We start from the raw sequence: 26,574 nt of genomic DNA, 5'->3' as shown, positions 1-26,574 counted from the left end.
TTATGGTAAAAAAAACCGCCCAATTATGGGCGGTTCAAATATCTGAATTCTTTATTGATTTAGAAAGAATATCTTAAACCAACTTGTGCTTGCCATCTAGAAAGTAACGTAGAATTATATACAAAAGTTTCTTTTAAGTCTGAATTAAAACTATAGGTTGGTAAACCTGTATTATCTACAGTAACACCTAATAATTGTACTGCATCTGGTTGTTGTACTAAGCCCCAGTTTGAGTTTAATAAATTACCAAAGTTTAAAATATCTATAGTAAACTCTAAAGAATTATTGTTTCCTAATTTTAAATTCTGGATAAATTTTACATCCATCTTTCCTCTCCAAGGTGATAATGCACCATAACGTTCTGCATATTCTCCCTGTCTATCACTTAAATAATCATCTTGATTTATATAACTTCTTAAGCCATCTTTTTGATCTTGAATAGATAAGTCTCCAGTATTTACTGGAGCTTTAAATGTCATTGCGTCTATTTCGCTGTCTGTTGGTATGTAAATTAAATCATTTAAGTTAGAGCCATCATTATTAATATCGCCTGCGTATGTATAGTTAAAACGACCTCCTTTTGCCAATTCATAGAAAGAAGAAATTGTGGTTGTCCATTTATCATTTGTTCCATAATTCCAAGATTTAGAAGCTACCGCAATAAAACGATGTGTATCTCCATATTTAGAATGTGCTAATGTTGCATCATTTGCATTAGATAAAACTGGATTAAAATCGAAAGCATCTCCTGTTATTTCTGCTTCAATAGAGTTTACATCTTTAGAATTTAAGTAATTATAGGCTGCCATTAAATACAATCCATTATCAAAATTTCTCTGTGCTTTTAAGGATGCATTTAAAGTTCTTCCTTTATCAGAATTGGTAAATACATAAGCATTTGATTTATCATTTGGTCCTCCCCAGTTTGGGCTTCTGTCTGTATCTGTATACACCAATCTATTATCTATACCACCTGCCAAAGTTCCTGTAGGTGTTTTTAAACCCCAGTTTTGCACATGTGCTCCGTTTATATCTTTTGTGTACGAAAGATCTGAAGTTAAAATAGTACCATCTTTTAATTTTACATCTGCTCCCAAACTTGTTCTCCAAACTTGTGGGAATTTAAAATCTGGATCTACAACTTGGTAAAAATATACATTAGGATTTGCTATTTGGTTACCTAACCAAACAAAAGGAAAACGTCCTGTAAATAAACCAGAACCACCTCGTAATTGTAAAGTACTATCTCCATTTACATCCCAGTTAAAACCAATTCTTGGTGAAACTAAGAAGTTGTTATTTGGCATTTTAGTAGAATCAAATAATACTGTTTCTCCTGTAGCAGGGTCTGTATATGGATTATTAGGTAAGTAAAAACTTTTATCTATTACGTCTTGTGCTTTATCTGCAGAATTGAAAAATAAAGGCTTATCAAAACGAACACCATAAGATAATTTAAAATTATCATTTATATTCCAATCATCTTGTACGTAAAAAGCAAACTGACCAACATTTGTTTCTGCTAATGCCCAAGAATCATTGGCGTTATTAGTAGTAAATGTGCTTTGGGCAGCAGCCATAGCATCCGCTAAAAGACCATTAGTAATTCCTGTTCTAAAAGCATCCATACTAGCAAAATCTCCACCAAATGCACCTACATAACCTCTTGCATCTCCAAAGCCATAAGCTCCTAAATTAAATGAATTCTCAAATTCGAATTTTTCAAAAGAAAAACCAACTGTATAGTTATGGTCTCCATTACTTATATTTAAATTATTTGTAATTTGAAAAACTTTTTGATCTAATGTATTGTTAATAGAAAAAGGTTCATGACCTGAAATTATATAATTTCCTCCGTTACCATCTTGAATTCTAAATGCTGGCATAGGTGCAGATTTAGGACTTCTAAAATCATCGAAATGTGTATATCCTGCTTGAAATTTGTTTGTTATATTATCTGTAACAGTAGAATTTAATTCTAATAAAAATGAATTCAAATTATTATTAATTTGATATCCAGAATTTTCGAATTGTAACATTTGAGAACTTGGACCTCTAAAACCAAGTGCTGTTGGATGCGCTGGCAAATCTCTAGAGGCGTTTAAAAAATTATATACAAATGAAAGACGATTGTCTTTGTTGATATTCCAATCTAACTTAAACAATCCTTTGGTACTTTTAGAATCGTGTGTAAAACCTTCATAAGCACCGGTACTGTAACCAATACCTGCTAATGCGCTTTTAACTTCATCTAAATCTGATTTTAAAACTCTAGATTCATTAATAGCTCCCGAACCTGTGTTTGGTAACCAAGACTGACCTAAATCTGATCTATTGTCTTTTTCGAAATTTATAAAAACAAATAATTTATCTTTTATAATCGGTGCACCTATACTAGCTCCTACTTGAGATTGTGATAATTTAGGAACAAAAATACTTTCTCCTTTAATTTTACCTCCTGTAAAATCTTGATTTCTGTAATATCCGTATGCGGTTCCTGTTACGGTGTTTGTTCCACTTTTGGTTACTGCATTTACAGAAGCACCTGTAAAACCAGATAAAGTAACGTCATAAGGTGCTGTAGAAACAGAAATTTGCTCTATAGCGTCTAAAGATACTGGCTGAGAAGCTGTTTGTCCTCCGGGTGTTGCTGCATCTAAACCAAAAGGATTGTTAAAGATAGAACCATCTAATGTAAAGTTATTAAATTGGTCATTTCTCCCTCCAAAAGATCCACCTGAAGCAGAAGGGTCTAAACGCGTAAAATCTGATGCCGATCTAGATATCGTTGGCAATATCTTTAAATCTTTAGTTCTAATACTTGTCTGTGCTCCTGTTCTATCGTTATTAAAAACAGCATTTTTACCAGAGCTAATTACAACTTCTTCTAAAGTATTACTATCTTCAGACAAAACAACATCTACATTTGACGTTTCACCTAATGTTAAAAAGATATTTGTTATCTTTTTAGATTTAAAACCTAGGTAACTAATTGTAATTGTATACGGACCTCCAATTCGTAAATTAGATAGCGCGTACCTACCATTATCTTGTGCTGTTGTACCAGATACGGTACCTGTTGGAGTATGCAAAGCAACAATTGTTGCTCCGAATAAAGGTTCTCCAGAATTCTCCGTAATAATTCCGTTAATTTTTGATGTTGTTGTTTGTGCATTTGCAACGAAACTAAACATTAAAATGAATGAACATAAAAAAAGTAATTTTTGCTTCATCTTTTTGAATTTAAGTTTATATAACCAAAAATAGAGCAAAAAAAAAGTCTACTCGTTAAAGTAGACTTTTAGTTCTTAACAATTATTTAACAATTGTTATTTATTCAGCAATAACTTCAAAAGAAATTTCAGCAACTACTGCTCTGTGTAATCTTACAGAAGCTTCATATTTACCTAATCTTTTTACAGAACCACCAACAACTTTAATAAATTTCTTATCTAAGTCTGTTCCTGCTTTTGCAAGTGCTGCAGCTAAATCGATGTTGTTTACAGAACCAAATAATTTGTCTCCTGAACCAACTTTAGATGCAATTTTAATTTCATATCCTTTAACTGCTTCTGCTATTACATTAGCGTCTTCAATTAATTTAGCTTCTTTGTAAGCACGTTGTTTTAAATTCTCTGCTAAAACTTTCTTTGCAGATGAAGTAGCTAAAACTGCTTGTCTTGTAGGGATTAAGAAGTTTCTACCATAACCGTTTTTCACGTCTACGATATCATCTTTGAATCCTAAATTTTCTACGTCTTGTCTTAATATCAATTCCATGTTCTACCTCTTTATTATTTTAACATATCTCCAACGTAAGGCATTAACGCTAAATGACGCGCTCTTTTAATTGCTTGCGCAACTTTACGTTGATATTTTAATGAAGTTCCTGTTAAACGTCTTGGTAAAATTTTACCTTGTTCGTTTACTAAATACATTAAGAAGTCTGCATCTTTAAAATCGATATACTTGATATCTTTTTTCTTAAATCTACAGTATTTAGCTTCTTTTTTAGTGTCTATATCTAACGGCGTTAAATATCTAACGTCAGCAGATTTACCGCCTTTTGCTTGTTGTTCTATTGATGCCATTTCTTATTTTTTTGTAGATTTAACACGTTCAGTTCTAATTTTTGCCCAAGCAGCTGCATGTTTGTCTAATCTAACAGAAAGGTAACGCATAACGCTATCATCTCTTCTAAATTCTAACTCATAAGCAGAGATTTCTTCTCCAGCAATTTTAAACTCTAATAAGTGATAAAAACCACTTTTTTTCTTTTGAATTGGATAAGCTAATTTCTTTAAGCCCCAGTTCTCTTTCGAGATCATTTCAGCTCCTTTAGAAACTAAATAATCTTCAAACTTTTGTACTGTCTCCTTTATCTGAGTATCAGATAAAACGGGATTCAAGATGAAAACAGTTTCGTAATGATTCATAAATTAAATATTTATTGTTTATTTTTAAGGCTGCAAATATAATAACTTTTTTATAACTAGCGTTATATATAACAGTTATTCTTGCTAAGAATATGTAAAACAAGCATATTACGTGTAAATAAATGCAGATGTGTCAATTTTTTCTACTTAAAAAGTATCATTATTATTTAATTTTCTAAATAATTAAGAATGTCATTAATAATAAGGTAATTTAAAAAAAAGAAAAAACCTCTAGGTTGAAACACAAAACAACACCAGAGGTTTATCAAAAATATTCTAGTTAAAATTAGACTTCAAAAGCTTCTAAATGAAAAGCTTCGCTAATTTCTTTATAAACAATTTTTCCTTTTATAATATTTAATCCTTTGTCTAAAGATGCATCTGTAGCACACGCTTCTTCCCATCCTTTATTTGCAATATTTAAAATATATGGCAATGTTACATTTGTTAGAGCAATTGTAGAAGTATAAGGTACAGCTCCTGGCATATTTGCTACACAATAATGCACTACATCATCAATAATATACGTAGGATCTTCGTGTGTTGTTGCTTTGGTGGTTTCAAAACAACCTCCCTGATCTACGGCAACATCAACAATAACAGTTCCTGGTCGCATATCTTTAAGCATGTCTCTAGTAATTAATTTTGGAGCCTTTCCTCCTTTTACTAAAACACCTCCAATAATTAAATCGTGTGTTTTTATTAGTTGTCTAATACTGTATTCACTAGAAAAAGCGGTGGTAACATGGTTTGGTAAAACATCATTTACATAACGTAAACGTTTCATATTAATATCCATAATAGTAACATGAGCACCTAAACCTGCTGCCATTTTTGCTGCTTGTACACCAACAACTCCTGCTCCTAAAATTAATACTTTTCCTGGTGCAACACCTGGTACACCACCTAATAAGATACCACGTCCTTTAATTGGTTTTTCTAAATACTTAGCACCTTGCTGAATTGCCATTCTTCCTGCAACTTCAGACATTGGTGTTAATAAAGGTAAAGTTCCTTCACTATCTTCTACTGTTTCATAAGCAATACAAATAGATTTACTTTCTATCATTGCTTTTGTTAAAGGCTCGCATGATGCAAAATGAAAATATGTAAAAACAATTTGATCTTCTTTAATTAAAGGATATTCTGAAGCTATTGGTTCTTTTACCTTTACAATCATTTCACTCTGGCTGTAAACTTCTTCTATGGTAGGTAAAATAGTTGCTCCTACCTTAATGTAATCGGCATCAAAGAAACCACTTCCTTCTCCTGCTGTAGACTGTACGTAAACAGTATGATTTTTTTTAGTCAACTCAAAAACACCTGCGGGTGTCATACCAACTCTACTTTCGTTATTCTTAATTTCTTTAGGAATTCCAACTTTCATTATTGCTTAATTTAGATGTTTTAAGCAAGTAAATTTACTGTCTTTTTGTTTGTATTTTAACAAAAATATTAAAAATTGTTATTTTTACTGATGTCCTATTTTTTGTTATTTTAAAATGATTTAATACAAAATTCTATTCATTAAAATTATCAAATATTCAATAAAACTCACAAAAAACTGACATCAGCAATATTATCTTTAACGTTTTAATCTAAATCTAAACGAATTCCCATAGAAATGTTTCTAGTTTCGGTATTTTTAAATAAAGGGTTTAAATCATATTTTACATAAAAACTAGTAGATCTATACCCCACATAAGCACTTAATCCATAATTAACAGTATTCATATTAAAATTATTGAATTGCACTTCTTCAACTTCAACATTGCTTTCATCTTTGTATTCTAAATATTGTCTTGTTCCTAATTTAAAACCAACAAAACCTCCAAGACCTAAACGAACAGATCTATTTGTTCTATCTTTTACAAAACCATCTTTATCCGTTTTATTTTTAGAAAAATCCCATTCTACATGCATCGGAAAGTTCATTTGTACATGACGTAATCTACTTTCTGATAATTTGTTATCAAAGACCTTAACCTCTGTAATATCTCCATCCTTTACATGAATACTATTATTATCTAATCGTAAATTATTCCAAAGAAAAGAAAGTCCGTATTTAAAATATAATTGAGAAGGTTCTTTAGTGAATCGAGTTTTCCAGGTCCAACCTAATTCGTAAAAATGAGATTGCCATAATTTATAATCAGAATCATTTAAAGAAGATAACTCATGATTATTTAATACATTATTAACCCCCATTGCAAATACAAATTGAGATGTTGTCCTTCTATCTTTTCGAACTTTAAGATCTCTTTCTTTTCGTCTTCTTTCACTATCATTTCTATCTCCTCCTTCCATATTAAAACGGAACGTTTTATTACCTACATTAAACGTATTATCGTCATTATCAAACTCACTTTCTTCATCTGAACTCGCTATTCTACCATTGGTTTTATCCTGCACCAATAATTGCAACAAACGCTCTTGTTCTCCTACTAATTTTTCAATTCTTCTGGCATAATAAGAAGCAACCTCTTTCTTTAAGGTATTTGAAATCGGTTTTGTAATTTCTCCTTTCTCTAGCCTTTCATCAATAGCAACCACTTTTATTCTTAATGAGTCTTTTTGAGTTGCTGTAATGCGTTCTATTCTTTTAGATATTTTATTTACTTCTTTCTCAAAAGTTTTTGCTTGAGATACGGCAATAGTTGTACTTAACAACACTAATATTAGTAGTATTCTTTTCATCTTGTATGTTTTAAAAAATTGTTTTTATTTGATAAAATCCTTTCGTAATCTAGCTTCAATTAAAACGTCTTTTAATTATACTACCACAGAAAGTGATTTAATTTAATCGTTTCTACTTGCAATAGCAGTTGCAATATCTGTTACTCTTTTCTTTAAAGATTGTAAGAAATTATTCTGAAAATCTTCTTCTCCAATAGTGCGTTCTACTTCAGCCAAAATAGCTTCTGGACTCACTTTAATATTAGAATTTTTAAGCTCATTTTTAATTGTACTTAAAACATCTTCCCTTGTTAAATTTAGTTTTGCATAATACTCCTTTACTTCAGTTGACGAATGTGTTACCGCGAATAACAAATCATCACTATTAATTTTTATGCTACTATTTGGGTCTTGTTTTAAGATTTCTTTATTTATTGTTTTCTCCTTCGTCGGATGATCCTCAGATACTGCTACCACTGTTTTGATAACTTCCTCCGTTGTCGGAATTACATTGTTTTTATTGTTTGCAACTATAGAATTATTGATAGATTTTTTAGATTCCTCCTTTGTCGGAATGACATTCTTTTTTGTAACAACATTTTTATTAGAAATTTCTACTTGCTTCTCTTCTACTTCATCAATCTTAACAATTGCTTCTTCTGCAGGAATTTCATTTATAAATTGATCTATTTTTGCATCAATTGTAATCGTATCAATCGGGTTTTCAACAATAATTTCTAATGGTGCAACATCTTCATTTTTATTCAAAAATAGAAAACCGACACTTACTAACAATAAAACACTAGCAGCAGCTCCCATATAGAATATCCATCCTTTTTTCTTTTGCTTTGGTTGCTCATCTAATTGTGTAGACAAACGTTCCCAAGCAGAAGCCGATGGATTTATCGTTCTATTATCTAACTTATCTTTTATATTTTTATCTATATTATTTGTCTCCATTGCTCACTGTATTCATTTTGTAATAATTCTGTTGCAATAATTTACGTGCTTTAAATAATTGCGATTTAGAGGTACTTTCTGAAACATTTAATTTCTCTGCAATTTCTGAATGTTTATATCCTTCTATCGCATATAAATTAAATACCATTTTATAACCTTCTGGCAATTGATCTATCAATTTCTGAATATCTTCTACAGATGTGTTTTCTAAACTTTCTGTTGCTGCATCATCAAAGACATAATCTTCGTCTGATAAATCAATTAAATTCTTTTTACGGAGATAAGAAATACAAGTATTCACCATAATTCTGCGAATCCAACCTTCAAAACTACCTTCGTGTTTAAACTTGTGTAAGTTTGTAAAAACCTTTAGAAAACCTTGTAATAATAAATCTTCTGCATGATGCAAGTCTTTTACATATTGCCTACAAACTCCCAACATTTTAGGCGAATGTTGCTCGAACAATTGTTGTTGCGCTTCCCTATTGTTGTCTATCGCTTTTTTAATGAGCGATTTTTGTTTGTTATGTAATTTTATAATTTTCAAGCCTCTCGTTTCGTTTTTAACTGCCTTACAAATATATAGACTACAGAAGTCTTAAAAAGGTTGCTTGAAGATAAAAAAATAATTTATTTATCACTCCAACCAAACTTAAACTCTTTGTCTATCAAATAATAAATGAAAATAAAATATTTTATTTTTCATAAAATTAAGAACATTATTATTCATTTCTTAATTATCTAGAACAAAAAAAGGGACTCAAAACTGAGCCCCTTTTTTAAAATAGAATATTAAAAATTCTTAATTATTGTTATTGTCTTTATCATCATCTTCTTTAGAAGTTTTGTTCCAAATTTTAATCTCATCATCTTTAGTAACACCTTCTAAAATTTCAACATTTACACCGTCTGACGTTCCTAATTTCACATCTTTCTTGTCAAATTTTCCTTCTGCATTTTTAATTTCTACATAAGGCAACTCTGTTTTTCTATCAAATTGTAATAAAGATTCTTTAATAGATAAAACACTGTCTTTTCTCTCTAAAACAATTTCTGCATTTGCGCTATAACCAGCTCTAATAAAATGCTCATCATCTAAAGAAACGTCTGCTTTAATTTTAAATTGAACTGCTCCTGCTTCTTCTGTTCCTTTTGGAGCAATGAAGTTTAAAACTGCTGGGAATTTCTTGTTTTCGATAGCTCCTAAAGAAATTTCTATTTCTGTTCCTTTTACCAATTTTCCAACTTCAGATTCATCTACTTTCCCTTCAAAAATCATTTTAGTCATATCTGCAATGGTAGCAATTGTTGTACCTGCACTAAAACCATTTGTTTCTACAACTTGATATCCTTTTTTAACAGGAATTTCTACCACCATACCAGAAGTTGTTGCTCTAATATTTGTATTTGCTCCAGAAGAACCTGCAGATCCTTTTTTAATAATCTGATAATCATTTTGTGCATTACGTAAATCGTTTTTTGCTTGATTATACGAAAGTTCTAAAGACTCAAATTCTTGACGAGAAATAACTCCTTTATCAAATAATTTTTTATTTCTGTCGTATTGAATTTTAGTATTATTTAATTGAATTTGAACTGAGTTAATACGTCCTTTTGCACTTGTTAAAGATTGTTCGTTTGGCACAACTCTTACTGTAGCTATTAAATCTCCTGCTTTAACAATCTCTCCTTCTTCAACAACTATTTTATCTATAATACCTGCTATTTGTGGTTTTATTTCTACTTCTTCTAACGGAGTAACTTTACCAGTAGCAACACTTTTTTTAACAATTGTTGCTTTAAAAGCTTTTTCTGTTTTGTATTCTATTGGTGATGCACTGTTCTTTTTACCAAACCAAATTAGTACTGCTATTAATGCAACAGCTATTCCTCCAAAAATGATTACTTTTTTCATTTATCTTTTATTTATTCTTGTTAGTTGATTTTTTTTATTCTTCTCTTAATGCGTCTATTGGTTTCACTATTGTTGCCATATACGCAGGTATAAATCCTATTAATGTTCCTAAAAATACTAATACTGCATATGCTATTAAAACAATAGGAATATCTACTGTAGGATTTACAAGAAATTCTACAAAATTATCTAATAACATTAAAACTAATCCACCAGCAATAATTCCTAAAGAACCTGCCAATAGCGTTAAAAATAGCGATTCTAATATAATTTGTTGTCTCACTTTATTTGGCGTTGCACCTAAAGCTCTTCTAATTCCTATTTCTTTTGTTCTTTCTTTAACGGTAATCAACAAAATATTACCAATTGCAAAAACACCAGCAATTAAGGTTGCAATACCAACAAACCATGTTAAAAATTGCATTCCTGTTAAAAAACCTGTAACCTGTTTTATACGTTCGCCTAAGTTAAACCCTCTAAATGCTCTGTTATCATCTGGATGAATTTTATGTAAATTTTTTAATAATAACTTTACATCAGATTCTAATTGAACAATATCAAATTCATCTTTTCCGGTTACAACCATCCATTCAAATTTATCTCCTTTATTATACACTAATTTAAAGGTACTAAAAGGTATGTGAATGTTATTCTTTCCTTCAAACTGACTCGTTTCATAAACGCCAACAACTTTATAATTGATGCCACTTACTTTTATATAAACACCTATAGCGTCTTCACTTCTATCAAACAATTCTTTATAAACACCTTCACTAATAACACAAACTTTTTTATTTTCGTCCATGTCACTTTGGTTGATAAACCTACCTTCTATCAAGTTCTTTTTTTGAACTAGATCTATTAAAGGAAAATCTCCAAAAATGGTAAAATTACCAGTTTTTAAACCATGAACTACTTGTCCGCCAGTTGCATTTCTTGGCACTACAAACTGAATACCTTCTATTTCTGAACGAATTTTATCTACATCACTTAATCTTAAACTAATCTGGCGTCCTTCTTGAAAACCTTTAAAAGGCATCGACGTTCTACTCCCAGACATAAAAACACTGTTAGTAGCAAAATTACCAAACATGCTATTAAAACTATTTTCTATTCCTTTGGCTGCGCCTAATAAACCTACCAATAATAGAATTCCCCAAAATGCCCCAAAAATGGTGATTGCAGTTCTAGTTTTATTCTTTCGAATACTACCGTAAATTTCTTGCCAAGTATCTTTTTCAAATAAAAATCTCATAATTAATCTGAATTTAGTGCTACTACGGGTTTAATTCTTGCTGCTTTTTTGGCTGGTAAATATCCTGCAATTAAACCGGCACAAACAAGTGTTAATGTTGCTCCAATAACTACAGGTTGAGAAACACTAGGATTTAAAATAAAGTATTTCTCTAAACTTGGTCCGGCTATTTCTAAAATACCTATTCCTAGTAGCAAACCAGCATAACCAGAAATAGCGGTAATAAAAACAGCTTCTTGCATTATCATAGCAACAATCATTTTTGGTGTAGCACCAACTGCTTTTCTAATTCCTAATTCTTTGGTTCTTTCTTTAACGATGTACACCATAATATTACTAATACCTACAACTCCAGCTATTAGGGTTCCAAAACCAATTACTAGAATTAAAATACTTAAGCCAAACATCATACCTGAGACTTCCTTATTATTTGTCGCGTAATTATCTAATCCAATTCCTCTTTGGTCATTGGGTGAAACATTATGTCTTTTCTTTAATTCTCTGTGTAATTCACTACTAAATGCAATAGCTTCATCTATACTTAAATCTGGGTTATATGTAATTCCAAATTCATCTACATAATCGTTATTTCCATACATTCTTTGCATTGTAGAAAATGGAGTGTAAATATATCTTTCATCACTATCTCCTCCAGGATCAGAGAAAATACCAATAACTTTATACATAATTCCCCCTATATTTATTTGTTTTCCAAAAGCACTTAATTGACCAAACAAATCTTTTTCTACCATTCTACCAATTACAACAACTTTTCCTCTTTCTTGTATATCTCTATAATTTAAAAAACGACCTTCTGTTACTTCTGCTGATTCCAACACATAATATTCTGGATATACACCTCTAATAGTGTAATTGTCTTTTTCATCTTTATAAACAACATTCTCAGACCTCTGAATTCTTGGACTTATGGTTTGAATTTTATCTCCATAATTTTCTTTGATATAAGTAAAGTCATCATTTTTAAATTGAATTCTTCTACCTATTTGGTTTCCTTTATAAGCTATAGTGGTGTTATTTGTCCAAATATAAATGGAGTTCATAGCATCTTTTGCAAACTCATTTTTAAAAGTATTTTGAAGTCCGTTACCAATACCAAAAAGTAACGTAAAAAGTAAAATAGCAAACGCAACCGTAAAACCAGACAACGCAGAACGCAACTTGTTTTTACTAATGCTTTGAAATATTTCTCTCCAACGATCTAAATCAAACATAATTAAACTGTTTTAGATACATTTGTATATTCATCACTAATAATAAGACCGTCTTTTAAACGTACAATTCTCTTAGTTTGCTCTGCTACTTCCTCCTCGTGGGTAATAACAAACACCGTCATTCCTTCATTATTAATGTCTTTTAATAATTGCATTACAGAATCTGTTGTTGTAGAATCTAATGCTCCGGTTGGCTCATCTGCTAAAACTACTTTTGGTTTTGTAACCAAAGCTCTTGCAATGGCAACACGCTGTTTTTGTCCTCCAGAAAGTTCGTTTGGTAAATGATTTGCCCAATCTTTTAATCCCACTTTTTCTAAATATTCTAAGGCAATCTGCATACGCTCTTTTCTTGCCATTCCTTTATAATACAAAGGCAGCGCAACGTTTTCTAAAGCTGTTTTGTATGAAATAAGATTGAATGACTGAAATATAAACCCTAAAAATTTATTTCTAAGAATTGCAGCTTTTTTCTCGTTTAGGTTCTTTATTAATTGTCCGTTTAGGAAATAATCACCTTCATCATGTTCATCTAATAAACCAACAATGTTTAATAAAGTAGATTTACCAGAACCAGAAGATCCCATAATAGAAACAAATTCGCCTTCTTTTATATGTAGATTAATACCTTTTAAAACATGTAGAGAATCTTTACCTATTGGGTAAGATTTGTGTAGTTTTTCTATTCTAATCATTGGTTGGTTAATTTTAAGCTAATATATTTTTAAGTAAAATCTTTACATAAAATAAAGCGTTATTTACTCGAATACTAACATAAGACGTCTCATTAAAAAAAATGTTACAAGAAAATTAACTTTTTTTTAAAACATTTAAAGATACCTGTATTTTCTTTAAAACAAAACTACTTTAGAAACCATTATCAATTTTTATCTGTTTCGAAAAAAGATAAAGTATCTTTGTTTTCTTAAATTTTGAAATGCTAAAATGATTGATTTACCAAAAAACAAAAAGATTATTTTATTTGATGGTTTTTGTAATTTATGTAACGATTCTGTCTTAAAAGTAATTAAATATGATACTAAAAACATCTTTTTATTTACAGCCTTACAGTCTGATAAAGGGAAAGAAATTATAAATCTGTTAGGAATTGACATTTCTAAAATTGATTCTATTGTTTTGTATGAACCTGGTGTTTCTTATGAAGTAAAATCTACTGCAGCTTTAAAAATTATGAATGACTTTGGTGGAATTTGGAGTCTAAGTCAAATCTTTTTATTTTTACCAGAAGCATTTAGAAATTATGTTTACGATTATATTGCTAAAAACCGTTACAAATGGTTTGGAAAAAAAGAAACGTGTATGATTCCAACACCTGAATTAAATGCGAAATTTTTAGATTAAAATGAACGCGGTTTTATCAATTAAATATTCATTATTCTCTTTTGTATTTACAATAGCTATTGCTATTTTGTCTGTATATATGAATGATGACAATTCTTATATTATTTCAAATTTAGTAGGAATTCTCGCTTTTGTAATTCTATTTTTATCAATTATAGGATTATTAAAAGCTGTAAAAAGTATTAATGAAACTAAAAAGTTTCAGGTATTTATGGCATTCCTATTAAATATATTTTTTTTAACCCTATACTCTTATTTAATAATATCAAACTCTTAATAGCAACATGAACGTACCAAAAGAAATAAAATGTGTCATTTTTGACATGGATGGCGTAATTATAGATTCAGAAGAAATTCATAAAAAAGCATATTATGAAACCTTTACTTCTGTTGGAGTAACTGTTTCAGAAGATTTATACAAAACCTTAACAGGCTCTTCTACCATTAATGCTTTTCAGAAATTAGTAACACATTTTAACTTAGATTTAGACCCAGAAGCATTGGTTTTAAATAAAAGAAAACGCTATGTAAATTTCTTTGAAAGCGACCCAACATTACATCTAGTAAAAGGTGTAGAAGAATTGATAAAGCATTGTCATAAAAAAGGTTTAACCTTAATTTTAGCTTCTTCTTCTGCGATGGTTAATATTGATAGAGTTTTTAATAGATTTGATTTAAACCAATATTTTACGGCAAAAATTAGTGGTGCAGATTTAACCGAATCTAAACCAAACCCAGAAATCTTTAACAAAGCAGCTATTCTAGGAAATACGCCAAAAGAAAATTGTGTGGTTATAGAAGATTCCGATAATGGTGTTAAAGCGGCTAATGATGCTGGTATTTTTGTATTTGGCTACAGAAACCCAATGTCTGAAGATCAATCTTTAAAAAATGCCGATTTTATAGTAAATAATTTTAAAAGATTGCATAAAATTATCTAAAATACTGTTTATCAATAACATATTAAGAAATAACTTTATTAAAACATTATAATGAGAAAAATAGTAGTATTGGTTATCATATTTGGAATTTGGAGTTGTAAATCTGATCAAAACCAAATTGAACAAGTCACTTCCTTCAAAGGACAACAAGTAACAGGTGTTACTGTGAGTGATAAAGGTAGAATTTTTGCTAATTTTCCGAGATGGAGAGAAAACGTTAAAAATTCGGTTGTTGAAGTTCTTGATGATAAAAAGTCAACTGCTTATCCTAACAAAAAATGGAACAGTTGGAAATTAGGTACAGCAATCTCTGATAGCGTATTTGTAGCTGTACAATCTGTTGTTGCTTTCGAAAACATTGTCTATGTTTTAGATACACGTAATCCATTATTTAAGGGGGTATTAGATAATCCTAGAGTTTTTGCTTTTGACCTTTCTACAAATCAGTTGATAAAAACCTATATTTTATCCGAAGACAGTTTTCTAAAAGATTCTTATATAAACGATTTACGTGTTGATAAAAAAAAGGGTAAAATATACTTAACAGATTCTGGACATGCAGGCCTTGTAGTGGTTGATATAAATTCTGGAGATTCTTTTAGAGTATTAAATAATCATACCTCTTCACTTGCAGAAACCAATCACTTAACTTTTAAAAACAGTATATGGGAAAATACGGTTCATTCAGACGGAATTGCATTGGACACTAAAAATGATGTTTTATATTTCCATGCTTTAACGGGTTATAATTTATATGCTATATCTACTGAATTTTTAATAAAAGGGAATAACACTGAAATTGAAAAAAATGTAAAACTTATTGCAAAAACAACTGCTCCAGATGGAATGATTTTTGATCAATCGGGTCTTTTATTTCTTGCTGATTTAGAAAATAACAAGATTATGAAATTTAATATTTCTAACGGTAAAATAAGTGTTTTTGCTGAAGGTGAAAAAATTAAATGGGCAGATACATTTAGCATCTATAATGATGAATTATATTACACCAATTCTAGAATTAATGAAGTTAAAGGAGATATTAGCAATATGGAATTTACTATTCATAAAATGAGCATAATCGAAGCAAAAAAATAGCTAGAAACTTACTGTTTACATCTTTTAATGGTAAACGATTCCTACTCATTGATAAATATCAAAAAAAAAGCTTGGAGATGTCTCCAAGCTTTTTTTTTACAAACGATATTACAACTTTTAAATCATTAAAAAACATGTATTTTCAGTATAATTAACCTTATGAACTTTTCTGTATATTAATGGTTTACTGTTTTAAATTTTCACCTATAATCATCAAAATTAATTCTACTAAAGAAAGCTTTTATCAACTATAAAAAAAGAGTTCTATTTTTATTTTATCCTTTTTTCCACCAAGATTTCTTCACCTCAGCTTCTCCGTAACCATAGCCATAACCGTAACCGTATTTTGCTTCTATATCTACATCATTTAATAAAACCGTCATATTAGGCAAACGTTTATCTTTATATAATTTTGCAGGTATTTCTAACAAACGTTTGTCTAAATAATTGGCTCTAATTGTATAAATAAACAAATCTGCCCCCCTACCTAATAACATGGTATCTGTTACTAATTTTACCGGAGCTGTATCTACAATTACAAAATCGTAATGTTCTTTTCCATACGCTAAAAGATCTTCAAAACGTCCGTTACTTAATAATTCCGAAGGGTTTGGTGCTATTACACCAGAGTGCAACACATCAATATTAAGTGCATCTACATGTTCTATTACATCGGAAACTTTTAATGTATTATCAGTTAAATAATGTGTAATTCCTTTTCCTAATTTTATATCTAAATATTCTTCTAAACGAGGTTTTCTAATATCTGCACCAATTAATAATACTTTCTTGTTTGATAATGCCAACACCGCAGATAAGTTTACAGAAATAAAAGTTTTCCCTTCACTTGCTAATGTAGACGTTATAAAAATAGTTTTCCCACCTTCTTTAATTCCTGCGCCAGAAAGCATAAAATCTAAATTTGTACGAATCATTCTAAAAGATTCAGACAAACCACTTCTATCATCTTTCTTAATGACTTTAGTAGTGTCTTTAGTTTTTGGAATTTCGCCCATTAAAGGTGCTTTTACAATAGATTCTACTTCTTTGGTATTATGCACTTTATTATCTAATAAAAATAACACATAAATAATTGCAAATGGTATTACTAATCCTAATGAAATAGCAATTAAGTACATTACTTTACCTTTCGTATTTATCGGATTATCACTGCCTCTTGCAGTATCAATTACTTTTGCATTAGGCACTGTTACCGCAAGAGAAATTGCATTTTCTTCTCTTTTTTGAAGTAAATAAAGATATAACGTTTCAATAATCTGTTGTTGTCTTTCAATATCCCTAAACTCTCTATCTTGTTTTGGTACAGAAGACATTCTATAACCTACTTTGCTTTCTGCTTTTTGAGCATCGATTAAAGAAATACTTAAAGATGATTTTAAGTTTACCAAACTTTGATAAATACTGCCTCGTAACTGAGCTATTTGAGAGTTTAAATTAACAATTACAGGATTTTTAAGACTAGATCCTTCTAAAATTCTATTACGTTCTAAAATTAAATCATTGTACTGAGAACTATTAAGATCTAAACTACCATCATTTAAACCTAAATTAGCAGGTATTAAGTTTTCTTTATTTTCTGTTATATAAGTCATTACATAATCAGTTAACCGTATCTGCGTATTTAAATCTACTATTTTCTTTTCTAATTCTGCGTTATTTTCTAGTACTATGGCAGCTTCTGCAGGAATACCTGTTAATCTATTATTAGACTTAAAATCTTCTACTCCCTTATCTACTGCAGATAAATCTTTTTCTATAACGGCCAACCTTTCATCGATAAAAGTACGGGTATTATTTCCTATTATATTTTTACCAGCAACAGCATCTTCATTATATTGAGCTACCAAACCATCTAAAATAGCGGTTGATTTTGCTTTATTTTGAGAAATTAAACTAAGTTCTAATAAACTAGATTTTTCAAACATTAAACCTACTTGAAGCGCCCCTCTTAAACCTTCTACAACATTGTTTAATGCAGATATTTTAACGGTAACTATTTCATTTATATTCTTAATTTCATTTTTTGTTGGTGTTATGGTAATATTACCAAAGCTGGTGCTTATGTTCTCTCCAAACACATGTTTCTTTACACTTTCATCCTCCGAAATAAATTCAAATTGAGATTTAGATATTACACGAATTTTAAATGTAGTATTTGATTGATATACTTTTTCTTTAGAAAAAAAAGATATTTTAAAAGGCACCTCTGTATTATACATTTCTGTAATACGGCCTCTATCTTCTTTGTAAAATGTTGTATATACACCTAATTCTTTTACAACACGCTCCATGAGTGTGTATGATTTTAAAATACCGATTTCATTATCTATCGATTTTTTTCCTCCACCTATTAAACCTAAATCTTCAAAAGCAGAAAGCTCACTAGATAAACCACCATTACTATCATCATCAATTAAAATTGTTGTTGCTACTTGATATTGATTTGGTGTATAATAAGAGTACGCATACGCTATTGCGATTGCTACTATTACAGTAATAATAAACCATTTCCAATGAACTAAATATTTTTCTAACTGTTCTCTTATATTTATAGGTTCTTCTTCCTGAAAAATATAATTTAAAGGGTTCTCTTGTTGCATAATTTAAAAAATAGTTATTGTATTAGAATGGCAATAATTGATATAAACGTGGCAATTGAAGTAAAAATAACACTCGTATTTGCCCCTATACCAGAAGAATTAATCTTACTTTTATTGGGTTCTACATAAATAAGATCATTTTGTGATAAGTAGTAATATGGAGAATTAAATAAGGCTTTATTTGTAATATCTATTGGTATAAAAACACGTTCTCCGTCTCGTTCTCGTATTAATGTAATATCTCTATTTCCATTAATTGTTAAATCTCCGGCTAAACCTAAAGCCTCTACAATGGTGATTCGTTGATTTTGAATTTGATATGTACCAGGTTTATTAACCTCACCCAAAACAGTTACTTTAAAATTAATGGTACTAATATTTATAATGGGATTAGAAATATATTCTGCCAATTTTGTATGTAAGAACTCACTTAATTCGTTAGTTGTCATCCCTGTTACTTTTAAAACACCTAATACCGGAAACTTAATTTCTCCACTTGCATTTACTAAATAAGGTAATGGTTTAGCACTTCCTATTGAATTCTCTAAAATTGGAGTTTCATACAAATTAAAAGGTAAAACTGCTTCTGCATTTGCTGCAGATACGTTTATATTTAGTAAATCATCTTTTTGAATAGTAGGTTCATATTGTTGTAATCTACTATTTACTATCACCTTTTTTTTATCTCCGAAATACACGATTTTTTTCTTAGAAACACACGAAGTGACTAAAAATAAAAGCAATACGGATGTTACATATAGATACTTCATTTTTTTTATAGATATTTAATTATTGATAAAATTCTTTTTTACAATTATTGTATAATTATTTATTGATAATAATACTTTTTAGTTTTTCTTTAATTTTAAGCGTTCTTTATTAATACTGCTTTTTAGTTTATAAAAGAGCAATAGAAATAACCCGAAAGCCATAACGAATACACCTAACATTTGAAAGCTATTTAAGCAAGACCCTAATTTTATGATAAAAATTACAAACAGGTAATTAATAAAACCTAATAACATAGTAGCCTTAAAATGAGACATACCAAAATCTATTAAAACATGGTGAGAATGGTTTCTGTCTGGATAAAATGGACTTTTCTTTTGCAATAAACGAACTCCAATTACTCTTAACAAATCAAACAAAGGGATACATAAAATAGCCATTAAAACAAAAAAACCATTTTCTGGTTTAAATGTAAAGTGACTATACATACTAATATCTATCGCCATAAACCTTAAAGACAAAAAGGCGATACAAAAACCTATTAATAAAGAGCCTGTATCTCCCATAAATATTTTTTTCTCGGTTGAAAAATTAAAAAATAAATAGGCTAATAACATCCCTATAAAACTTAAACAGATTAAGTAATAAAAATACAAATCAATGGCATAAAATATTAAGCTAAATACACTAAAAATTATAATAGCAATAATAGATGCCAAACCATCTATACCGTCAATTAAATTATAGGCATTTATAATTGTTAACACCAATAATGTACTTGCAATATATACCAGCCATAATGGTATTTCAAAAATTCCCAAAAAACCATATAAATTATTTCCTTCTAAAGCATTATGAAAAAATAAAAATAAGACTGCTAATGCCTCCATAAATAGCTTCGCTTTTGGAGAGGAGACTACTAAATCATCTTTAGCACCTACCATAAATATCAATGTACTACTTGCTATTAAATTTAAACCAATATTCTCTGTATCAAAATGTTGAATAAAAAAAAGCGTTAATATTAAGGTTACAAAAAAGGCAACACCTGCCATTGTAGGCGTTGCTCCTTTGTGAGAACTACGCTCATTTGGTTTTTCATTTAAATGGCGTGTTATTATTACCCAACTTATTTTAGGTATTATATAATAAACTAATAAAAGTGAATTTATAACAGCTAGTATGCTTACTACCGTTAAGTTAGACAATATTTCTTTTAACATGTTTAGTCGGTTTTATTTGTAATTTTTTGCTTTTAGCAAATCCCATAAAAAAAGAGGTGTAGACACAAAATTACGTTTCCATAAACGTTTAGGTTCTCTTAATAATCTAGGGAACCACTCTAATCCTAACTTTATCCAAAAAGGACTAGATCTCTTTACTGTACCTGCATAAAAATCAAATACAGCTCCAATACAAGTAATCACTTTAACATCTAAAAAGTCACTATTTGTATGCACCCATTTTTCTTGTTTAGGAGCTGTCATACCTACAAATAAAATATCTGGTTTGCATTTATTTACTGCCGTTATCATATTAAGATTATCTTCTTTAGAAAATTCTGATTTATAAGGCGGTGAATAAGTATTTACAGTGATGGTTGGAAACTCTTTTTTTATTCTTGTTGTTATTAAACTTAATGTGTTTTCTGAAGCTCCTAAATAAAAAATAGTTAACTTTTTTAATGCTGCTTCTTCCAATAAAAACTGATGCATATCTGCACCTGCAATTTTTTTTATTACTTTACCATTAAGTACTTTGGTAGCTAAAACAATTCCGGTTCCATCTGGCAGCAATACATTACTTTCATTTAAAGCTTGACTAAAAAACGGATCTTTTTTAGCCTCACAATAAGAATGAGGGTTTATAGTATTGATTATTTGTTTTGTTTTAAAAAGTGATAATTCACTTAAATCGTTAGCATAAACTTTTTCTGTAACATCTTTTAATTTAATCATCTCTTGGTTTTATTTTAGATAGAATTTAAAATATTAAACATATTTTTTTCAAAAAATTTCAATGTATAAGATTCTTCATATTTCTCTTTAGCAGCTATTCCTAGACGATTTCTAAGAGGAAAATCATTTATTAACAGTTCTAACTTATTCGCTAAATCAACTACATTTTGTTGTTCTACTAAAAAACCATTTACTCCATCCGTTACAATTTCTGGTATTGCTCCCTCAAAAGTTGTAACCATGGGTAAACCAAACTGAGAAGCTTCTAATAAGACTAATGGAAAACATTCATTATGATAAAACGTGGGCAATACAAAAATGTCTGAAGAATTAAATATTGCTGTTTTATCACTATTATACTTTTTACCTAAATAAAAAACTTGATTTACTAATTGCAATTCTTTTAACTTCTCAGTAAATATTTCTTTTGTAACATCTCCTTCTCCTCCAACAAAATTACATGTAAAATCAATTCCTTTTTTATTTAGAATTTGTAGTGCTTTTAATAGAATAATAACACCTTTAGATGCTATTAAATTTGAAAGAAACAATAATTTAGGTATTTCATTTTTTAGCCGTTTAGTAACCAAATCTTGATGTATTGGAGGTATTCCATTTGGGCAATAATACACATCGTCTTCATCAACATATTTCTTAACATCATAATACAAGTGCTTAGAAAGTAGAATCACTTTTGTGTTTTTGAACACCTTTTGATATAAAAAATTATCAAATCTTTTTTCTTGTCTCGTATGTACCCCTTTGTTATGAAAATGTAACACTATTGGACGTTGGAAACACTTTACAAGAAGTACAATAACAGCATCTTTATAAAAGCCAAACCCCTTAGCCGTCATGGCTAAATAAATTAAGTCGGGCTTGTTGACTAAAAGCTGTTTTAACGTTTGAAAAACAATAGACAAATACCTTAAAACTTTTCCTAATGGATTTTTCCCTATTTCATCAATCGTTTTTGATGTTCCTAAATCAATGTAATCCGTTTTAAAACTATTATTGATTATAGTACTATCCTTTATAAACTGCCCTACCATAGAAGAACCATGTACAGGAGGTGGTAAATGCAAAAGAAACAATATCTTTTTAGCCATTATTTTTTATTTAAGACATGTATTACTTTGGCTGGGTTACCTGCTACTACAGTGTAAGGAAGTACATCTTTAACGACTACAGATCCTGCTCCTATAATGGCATTGTTACCAATAGTAATTGGCCCAATAATTATGGTATGAGGCCCTATCAAGACATTATCACCAATAACAGGAGAACCTAGATCTTCTCCTTCTAAAGACTCTTTATTCCCAATAGTTGTATGGTGTTTTAAGGTTACATTTTTTCCAATTACAACCTTGTTGTTTAAAACCAAACCTGTAACATGATGAATAACCAAACCTTCTCCTATTACTGTTGATGCAGGAATTTCGCACTTCAATAAAAAATCTGTTATAAACTTGTATAAAATAATAACAGGAGAGAATAAGATTTTAGTAAAAATATTATTCATTCTAATTCTAAAATATCGCATAAAGACATAATTGCAGACTACAATTTTTCCTTTAAAATTAGAATTCTGTTTTGCTGCTTTTATTATTTGAGAAATCAACATACTTTTATCAATAATGTCATAGAACTAATTTTGTACATCTTATTTTACTTACAAGAAGTACTCTTGTATTAATTGGATGCGTACTATTTTTTTAAATATTCAATAAAACTAGCCGTAACTAGTTTTTGCCCTTTAGGATTTAAGTGTATTCTGTCATAAAATAAACTCGCTTTAGCACTATATAACTCGTTATAATCTAAAAACTTTATATTACTAAACTTAGATTCAATACTTTTGAAATAAGTGATTTCAGAATTAAATTTTCCTATTTCAGCGTTGTTGTATATTGAGGATGTTGGAACGTATAACAATATGATGTTTATGTTTTTTTGAGTTATTTTTTTTAGCGTATTTTCAAATGTTTTTCTATTCTCATTTGTAGAAACGATCTTTCTAAAATCACCTTTTTTAATATCAGAATTTAAAGCAACTGTATCTAAGACTCCTACTTTTAGATTGTCCCAACTTTTTAAATAACCTCTAAAACTACCACTCACTAAACCTTCGTTATATCTAGATGATTTTATAATTTGATGTTGCCAAAAATCTCCAAAAGCTGCATTTCCAAAAACATAATCATTAATTGTCTTTTCACCCATAAATGGATAAAACTGTTTGTAAGAGTTATCACTTAACCCCTCTCCTGTAAACATCCAAGCATCTACAGCGTATACGACTAATTTTAATTGCTGATTACTTTCTAATAATTGATCTATCATTAAATCTCTTTCAACAATGTTTACACCTTCTCTTGTATATTTAGAAACTTTTACATGAAGTTCTTTCTCCATCTCTACCTTATCAATACCAAGCATTAAATGAGAGTGACCAACAAGTGCAATTTCATTATCAGTATATAAACCATAATATGCATACAACCCATTTAATAAAAAGTAATTCACTCCATTATCTAAAACGATAAGTAATAACAGAAATAGGAATCCTTTTTTTAAGTAGTCCTTAAAAAGCTTGTTCTTAATCTCCTTTTTAATCATAATTTAAAATTGAAAATAAATAAAAGCATTCGAAGACATTCCAAATAAAGCAATTGTAATTAACAAGAAGGCATAAGACAACCACTCAACAAAGCTTGGCAATTGCGTTTTTGAAAAGTAAATGGACACCTTATTATTGAATTGTAAAATTTGCACACCTATTAAAAATAAGATTAACAATACAGAGAGTACTGTTGTTACAGAAGATCCTCCTGTCCATAATTGTCCCGAAAAACTAACTATTTTTGTAATAATTAAAAAAGCATCAGAAACCGAATTTGCTCTAAAAAATATCCAAGCAAAACAGACCAAAATAAATACCATAATAATTTTAAAAAATTTATAGTATCCTTTTTTCATTACATCTTCAGCCCCTATTAATACTAGTGTTTTTTTACCTATAAATTCTATAAAATAATAAAAGGCATGTAATGCTCCCCAAATAACAAATGTCCAATTAGCACCATGCCAAAGCCCGCTAAGTAAAAACACCACTAAAATATTAAATACCCAACGACTGATTGAAACACGATTTCCTCCTAAAGGAATATACACGTAATCACTAAACCAAGTAGATAAAGAAATGTGCCAACGTTTCCAAAATTCTCCTATAGAAATCGATAAATAGGGTAAATTAAAATTCTGCATTAAACGAAACCCTAACATTCTTGCACTACCAATAGCCATGTCTGAATACCCACTGAAATCACAATAAATCTGAAAAGTAAAAAATACAGTTGCTACGATTAATGTTGGACTCGAATGTGCTTCAGGATTGTTAAAAACCGAATCTGAGTAGACAGATAATCTATCTGCAATAACTATTTTTTTAAATAAACCCCAAATAAACAATTTAGCACCTTCTACAAATCTTTTAATATCAAATTCATGTTCCTCATAAAATTGCTGTAATAAATTAGTGGAACGCTCTATAGGTCCTGCAACCAATTGAGGAAAAAAAGCAACATAGGTTGTAAACCTAACTAAGCTAGTTTCTACACCTACTCTATTTCTATAAATATCTATAGAGTAACTTAATGCCTGAAAAGTGAAAAATGAAATTCCTACTGGTAGTATAACATTTAAAGTATATTTATTAGCATGAACATCAAAAAAAGAGGCTAAATTAGAAAATGAATCAATAAAGAAATTGGCATATTTAAAATAAAATAGAGGCAATAATGAAAACATCAGTGCAGTTGCAAACCATTTCTGTTTTCCTTTTTTAGTAGCAGCATAAAATATTTTTTTTCCGCAAAAAAAATTTAAAACACTTACTCCAAACATTAGCAACGCAAATTTCCAACTCCAAACCGAGTAAAAAATATAGGAAGCAATTAATAGAAAATGTATGCGCCATTTATGTTTTAGTGAAAAGTAAATAACTAAAACAACTAAAAAAAAGAATACATACTGCCAAGAATTAAATAGCATAATTTATTTATAGGTTTATCTTTTTCATATAACTATAGAGACTATTATATGTTTTTTAATAAGTCTTGCATTTTTTGATCAAAAGTAAAAGGCATTGCACTTTCTCTTAACTCTGTAATACTTTTGCCTAATGGTTTTACTTCATCAAAAGCTTGTTTTAACTTCGTTGATAAATCATTTTCTTCATTAGGGTTAAACAACACCCCATTCTTCTTATTTATCAATGAAGATGCACCTGCTAGATCTGAACATAAAACACGACAACCACCAACTAAAGCTTCATTAACAACTGCTCCAAAAGGCTCATAGGTACTTGGTAAAACAAATAATTGAGAAAAAAGATACCAGTTGTATAATTCTACACCTTCTTTTCTACCTATAAATAAAACGTCTTCTAAAATGCCTAATTTCTGTGTAAACTCAATTAATTTTTCTTTCAACTCTCCTTCACCAACAAGCACCAGTTTTTTATCTTTTTCTTTAACATTGTAAAAACATTTTATCAGAAAAAATAAATTTTTAACATCCACCAATCGCCCAACATAAAGCAGTACTTTTTTGTCTTTTAAATCATATTTGGCAATATTGATGTTCGCTTGATTTACGGCGTTTGAATATTTTTTTAGCAATGATTTTTCTGAATGAATAACAGGAAAATCTAGTGTGTTACTCGTAATACTAACATTGTTTTTATACCAATTAGAAACCTCCTTACTCGTAAACACAACTCCATTAATATTTTTAGAGATAAAATTTCTAAAAAATAATCTCAAGCCTTTTCTGTCTTCAGAGTTTTTTATGCTATCATCACTTAAAGTGTATATTTTAATTCTAGGGTTTTTAATTTTACAATACAGAAATGCTAACAATGTAATTTGACTATATTCTGCACAGAAAATAATATCTGGATTTTCTTTTTTTATAATTGAAAAAACGCCTGTTCTAATTGATCTTCCCAAAATTTCGAAACCATTGGAAACATAATTGCACTTAAAATTACAAAGAGATTTTAAGTTTTCTTGATTAAATTTTTGATCACTTACATTTTTTAAACTAAAATAAAATGAAGCTGAATAATACTCATTTAAAGAATTAAAAAAATCGACTCTGTAAGGTGCTAAAGCAGGATGAAAAATTAATGCTTTCATTAAAATTTTATTTTTGATTCTTCTTTAAAATCTTGTTTAAAACAACATTCGGAACTAATGTTAAACATAAGTACGCGTAAACTACCTTATTTAAGGGATTGTAGTAAATAGCATCAAAAGACTCTTTAATAGATTTAGATCTTAAGCCTAATCTTAAATAAATGGAAGCTCTCATTTTTTTCCAAGAAGAAAT

At 29.3% G+C, this 26,574-nt stretch carries 25 protein-coding genes; 3 read left to right on the top strand and 22 right to left on the bottom strand.

Annotated elements, in window-relative coordinates:
• Positions 1–59 precede the first annotated feature (59 nt).
• The 12 genes from GQS58_RS08545 to GQS58_RS08490 form a co-directional block, all read right to left on the bottom strand.
• On the bottom strand, positions 60–3,233 hold the full coding sequence (locus GQS58_RS08545) for a carboxypeptidase regulatory-like domain-containing protein (protein ID WP_166384851.1): 3,174 nt from the start codon (positions 3,231–3,233) through the stop codon (positions 60–62).
• Positions 3,234–3,333: 100 nt separating this feature from the next.
• Entirely contained in the window at positions 3,334–3,780 is a 447-nt protein-coding gene (gene rplI / locus GQS58_RS08540) for a 50S ribosomal protein L9 (protein WP_166384849.1), read from the bottom strand.
• A 14-nt stretch (positions 3,781–3,794) separates the two neighbouring features.
• The gene (gene rpsR, locus GQS58_RS08535) at positions 3,795–4,091 is read right to left on the bottom strand and encodes a 30S ribosomal protein S18 (RefSeq protein WP_068452452.1); all 297 of its coding nucleotides are present in this window, start codon (positions 4,089–4,091) and stop codon (positions 3,795–3,797) included.
• Positions 4,092–4,094: 3 nt separating this feature from the next.
• A complete protein-coding gene (gene rpsF, locus GQS58_RS08530; protein WP_166384847.1) occupies positions 4,095–4,436 on the bottom strand; it encodes a 30S ribosomal protein S6 in 342 nt (113 codons plus the stop codon).
• Positions 4,437–4,722: 286 nt separating this feature from the next.
• On the bottom strand, positions 4,723–5,823 hold the full coding sequence (ald, locus tag GQS58_RS08525; RefSeq protein WP_166384845.1) for an alanine dehydrogenase: 1,101 nt from the start codon (positions 5,821–5,823) through the stop codon (positions 4,723–4,725).
• Between the two features lie 206 nt (positions 5,824–6,029).
• Positions 6,030–7,133: a hypothetical protein gene (locus GQS58_RS08520; protein ID WP_166384843.1), complete on the bottom strand. Its 1,104-nt coding sequence runs from the start codon at positions 7,131–7,133 to the stop codon at positions 6,030–6,032.
• A gap of 102 nt (positions 7,134–7,235) precedes the next feature.
• Positions 7,236–8,072: a hypothetical protein gene (locus tag GQS58_RS08515; protein WP_166384841.1), complete on the bottom strand. Its 837-nt coding sequence runs from the start codon at positions 8,070–8,072 to the stop codon at positions 7,236–7,238.
• Complete coding sequence (locus tag GQS58_RS08510) at positions 8,059–8,619, bottom strand: RNA polymerase sigma factor (RefSeq protein ID WP_166384839.1); 561 nt, start codon at positions 8,617–8,619, stop codon at positions 8,059–8,061. The genes GQS58_RS08515 and GQS58_RS08510 overlap by 14 nt, the downstream gene beginning before the upstream one ends.
• Before the next feature lie 255 nt (positions 8,620–8,874).
• Positions 8,875–9,987 (bottom strand): efflux RND transporter periplasmic adaptor subunit, encoded by a 1,113-nt coding sequence (locus GQS58_RS08505; RefSeq protein WP_166384837.1) that lies wholly within the window; start codon positions 9,985–9,987, stop codon positions 8,875–8,877.
• Positions 9,988–10,021: 34 nt separating this feature from the next.
• Positions 10,022–11,242 (bottom strand): ABC transporter permease, encoded by a 1,221-nt coding sequence (locus GQS58_RS08500; RefSeq protein ID WP_166384835.1) that lies wholly within the window; start codon positions 11,240–11,242, stop codon positions 10,022–10,024.
• Positions 11,243–11,244: 2 nt separating this feature from the next.
• Entirely contained in the window at positions 11,245–12,474 is a 1,230-nt protein-coding gene (locus GQS58_RS08495) for an ABC transporter permease (protein WP_166384833.1), read from the bottom strand.
• A gap of 2 nt (positions 12,475–12,476) precedes the next feature.
• Positions 12,477–13,169 carry an ABC transporter ATP-binding protein gene (locus tag GQS58_RS08490; protein ID WP_166384831.1) on the bottom strand — a complete coding sequence of 231 codons (693 nt, stop codon included), beginning with the start codon at positions 13,167–13,169 and terminating at the stop codon, positions 12,477–12,479.
• Positions 13,170–13,419: 250 nt separating this feature from the next.
• Here GQS58_RS08490 and GQS58_RS08485 point away from each other — a divergent pair, with 250 nt between their 5' ends.
• The 3 genes from GQS58_RS08485 (at position 13,420) to GQS58_RS08475 (ending at position 15,872) form a co-directional block, all read left to right on the top strand.
• Positions 13,420–13,836: a thiol-disulfide oxidoreductase DCC family protein gene (locus tag GQS58_RS08485; protein ID WP_166384829.1), complete on the top strand. Its 417-nt coding sequence runs from the start codon at positions 13,420–13,422 to the stop codon at positions 13,834–13,836.
• A gap of 284 nt (positions 13,837–14,120) precedes the next feature.
• Positions 14,121–14,777 (top strand): HAD family hydrolase, encoded by a 657-nt coding sequence (locus GQS58_RS08480; protein ID WP_166384827.1) that lies wholly within the window; start codon positions 14,121–14,123, stop codon positions 14,775–14,777.
• Positions 14,778–14,828: 51 nt separating this feature from the next.
• Positions 14,829–15,872: an L-dopachrome tautomerase-related protein gene (locus GQS58_RS08475; RefSeq protein ID WP_166384825.1), complete on the top strand. Its 1,044-nt coding sequence runs from the start codon at positions 14,829–14,831 to the stop codon at positions 15,870–15,872.
• Between the two features lie 275 nt (positions 15,873–16,147).
• Here the strand turns inward: GQS58_RS08475 and GQS58_RS08470 are convergent, their stop codons facing one another.
• The 10 genes from GQS58_RS08470 to GQS58_RS17050 all read right to left on the bottom strand — a co-directional run.
• Complete coding sequence (locus GQS58_RS08470; protein WP_166384823.1) at positions 16,148–18,493, bottom strand: GumC family protein; 2,346 nt, start codon at positions 18,491–18,493, stop codon at positions 16,148–16,150.
• Positions 18,494–18,507: 14 nt separating this feature from the next.
• Positions 18,508–19,263, bottom strand: a complete 756-nt coding sequence (locus tag GQS58_RS08465) for a polysaccharide biosynthesis/export family protein (RefSeq protein ID WP_166384821.1) — start codon at positions 19,261–19,263, stop codon at positions 18,508–18,510.
• A gap of 78 nt (positions 19,264–19,341) precedes the next feature.
• Positions 19,342–20,445: an MraY family glycosyltransferase gene (locus GQS58_RS08460; protein ID WP_166384819.1), complete on the bottom strand. Its 1,104-nt coding sequence runs from the start codon at positions 20,443–20,445 to the stop codon at positions 19,342–19,344.
• Between the two features lie 12 nt (positions 20,446–20,457).
• The gene (locus GQS58_RS08455; protein WP_166384817.1) at positions 20,458–21,180 is read right to left on the bottom strand and encodes a WecB/TagA/CpsF family glycosyltransferase; all 723 of its coding nucleotides are present in this window, start codon (positions 21,178–21,180) and stop codon (positions 20,458–20,460) included.
• Between the two features lie 14 nt (positions 21,181–21,194).
• Entirely contained in the window at positions 21,195–22,289 is a 1,095-nt protein-coding gene (locus GQS58_RS08450; RefSeq protein WP_166384815.1) for a glycosyltransferase family 4 protein, read from the bottom strand.
• Positions 22,289–22,804, bottom strand: coding sequence for a serine O-acetyltransferase (locus GQS58_RS08445; RefSeq protein ID WP_166384813.1), 516 nt, complete (start codon positions 22,802–22,804; stop codon positions 22,289–22,291). Before GQS58_RS08445 ends, GQS58_RS08450 begins: the two co-directional genes overlap by 1 nt.
• Positions 22,805–22,887: 83 nt before the next feature.
• On the bottom strand, positions 22,888–23,799 hold the full coding sequence (locus GQS58_RS08440; RefSeq protein ID WP_166384811.1) for a hypothetical protein: 912 nt from the start codon (positions 23,797–23,799) through the stop codon (positions 22,888–22,890).
• 3 nt (positions 23,800–23,802) lie between these two features.
• Entirely contained in the window at positions 23,803–25,233 is a 1,431-nt protein-coding gene (locus tag GQS58_RS08435; RefSeq protein ID WP_166384809.1) for an MBOAT family O-acyltransferase, read from the bottom strand.
• Between the two features lie 44 nt (positions 25,234–25,277).
• Positions 25,278–26,381, bottom strand: a complete 1,104-nt coding sequence (locus GQS58_RS08430; protein WP_166384807.1) for a glycosyltransferase — start codon at positions 26,379–26,381, stop codon at positions 25,278–25,280.
• 7 nt (positions 26,382–26,388) lie between these two features.
• Positions 26,389–26,574, bottom strand: a 186-nt coding sequence (locus tag GQS58_RS17050) for a hypothetical protein (RefSeq protein WP_205860410.1), incomplete at its 5' end; no start/stop codon positions are given.

This window comes from Polaribacter sp. 11A2H (assembly GCF_011379025.1).
In the GTDB taxonomy this organism is placed as follows: Bacteria; Bacteroidota; Bacteroidia; order Flavobacteriales; family Flavobacteriaceae; genus Polaribacter.
The sequence above is the reverse complement of the archived record's forward strand: the minus strand, read 5'-3'. Positions and strand labels throughout refer to the sequence as shown.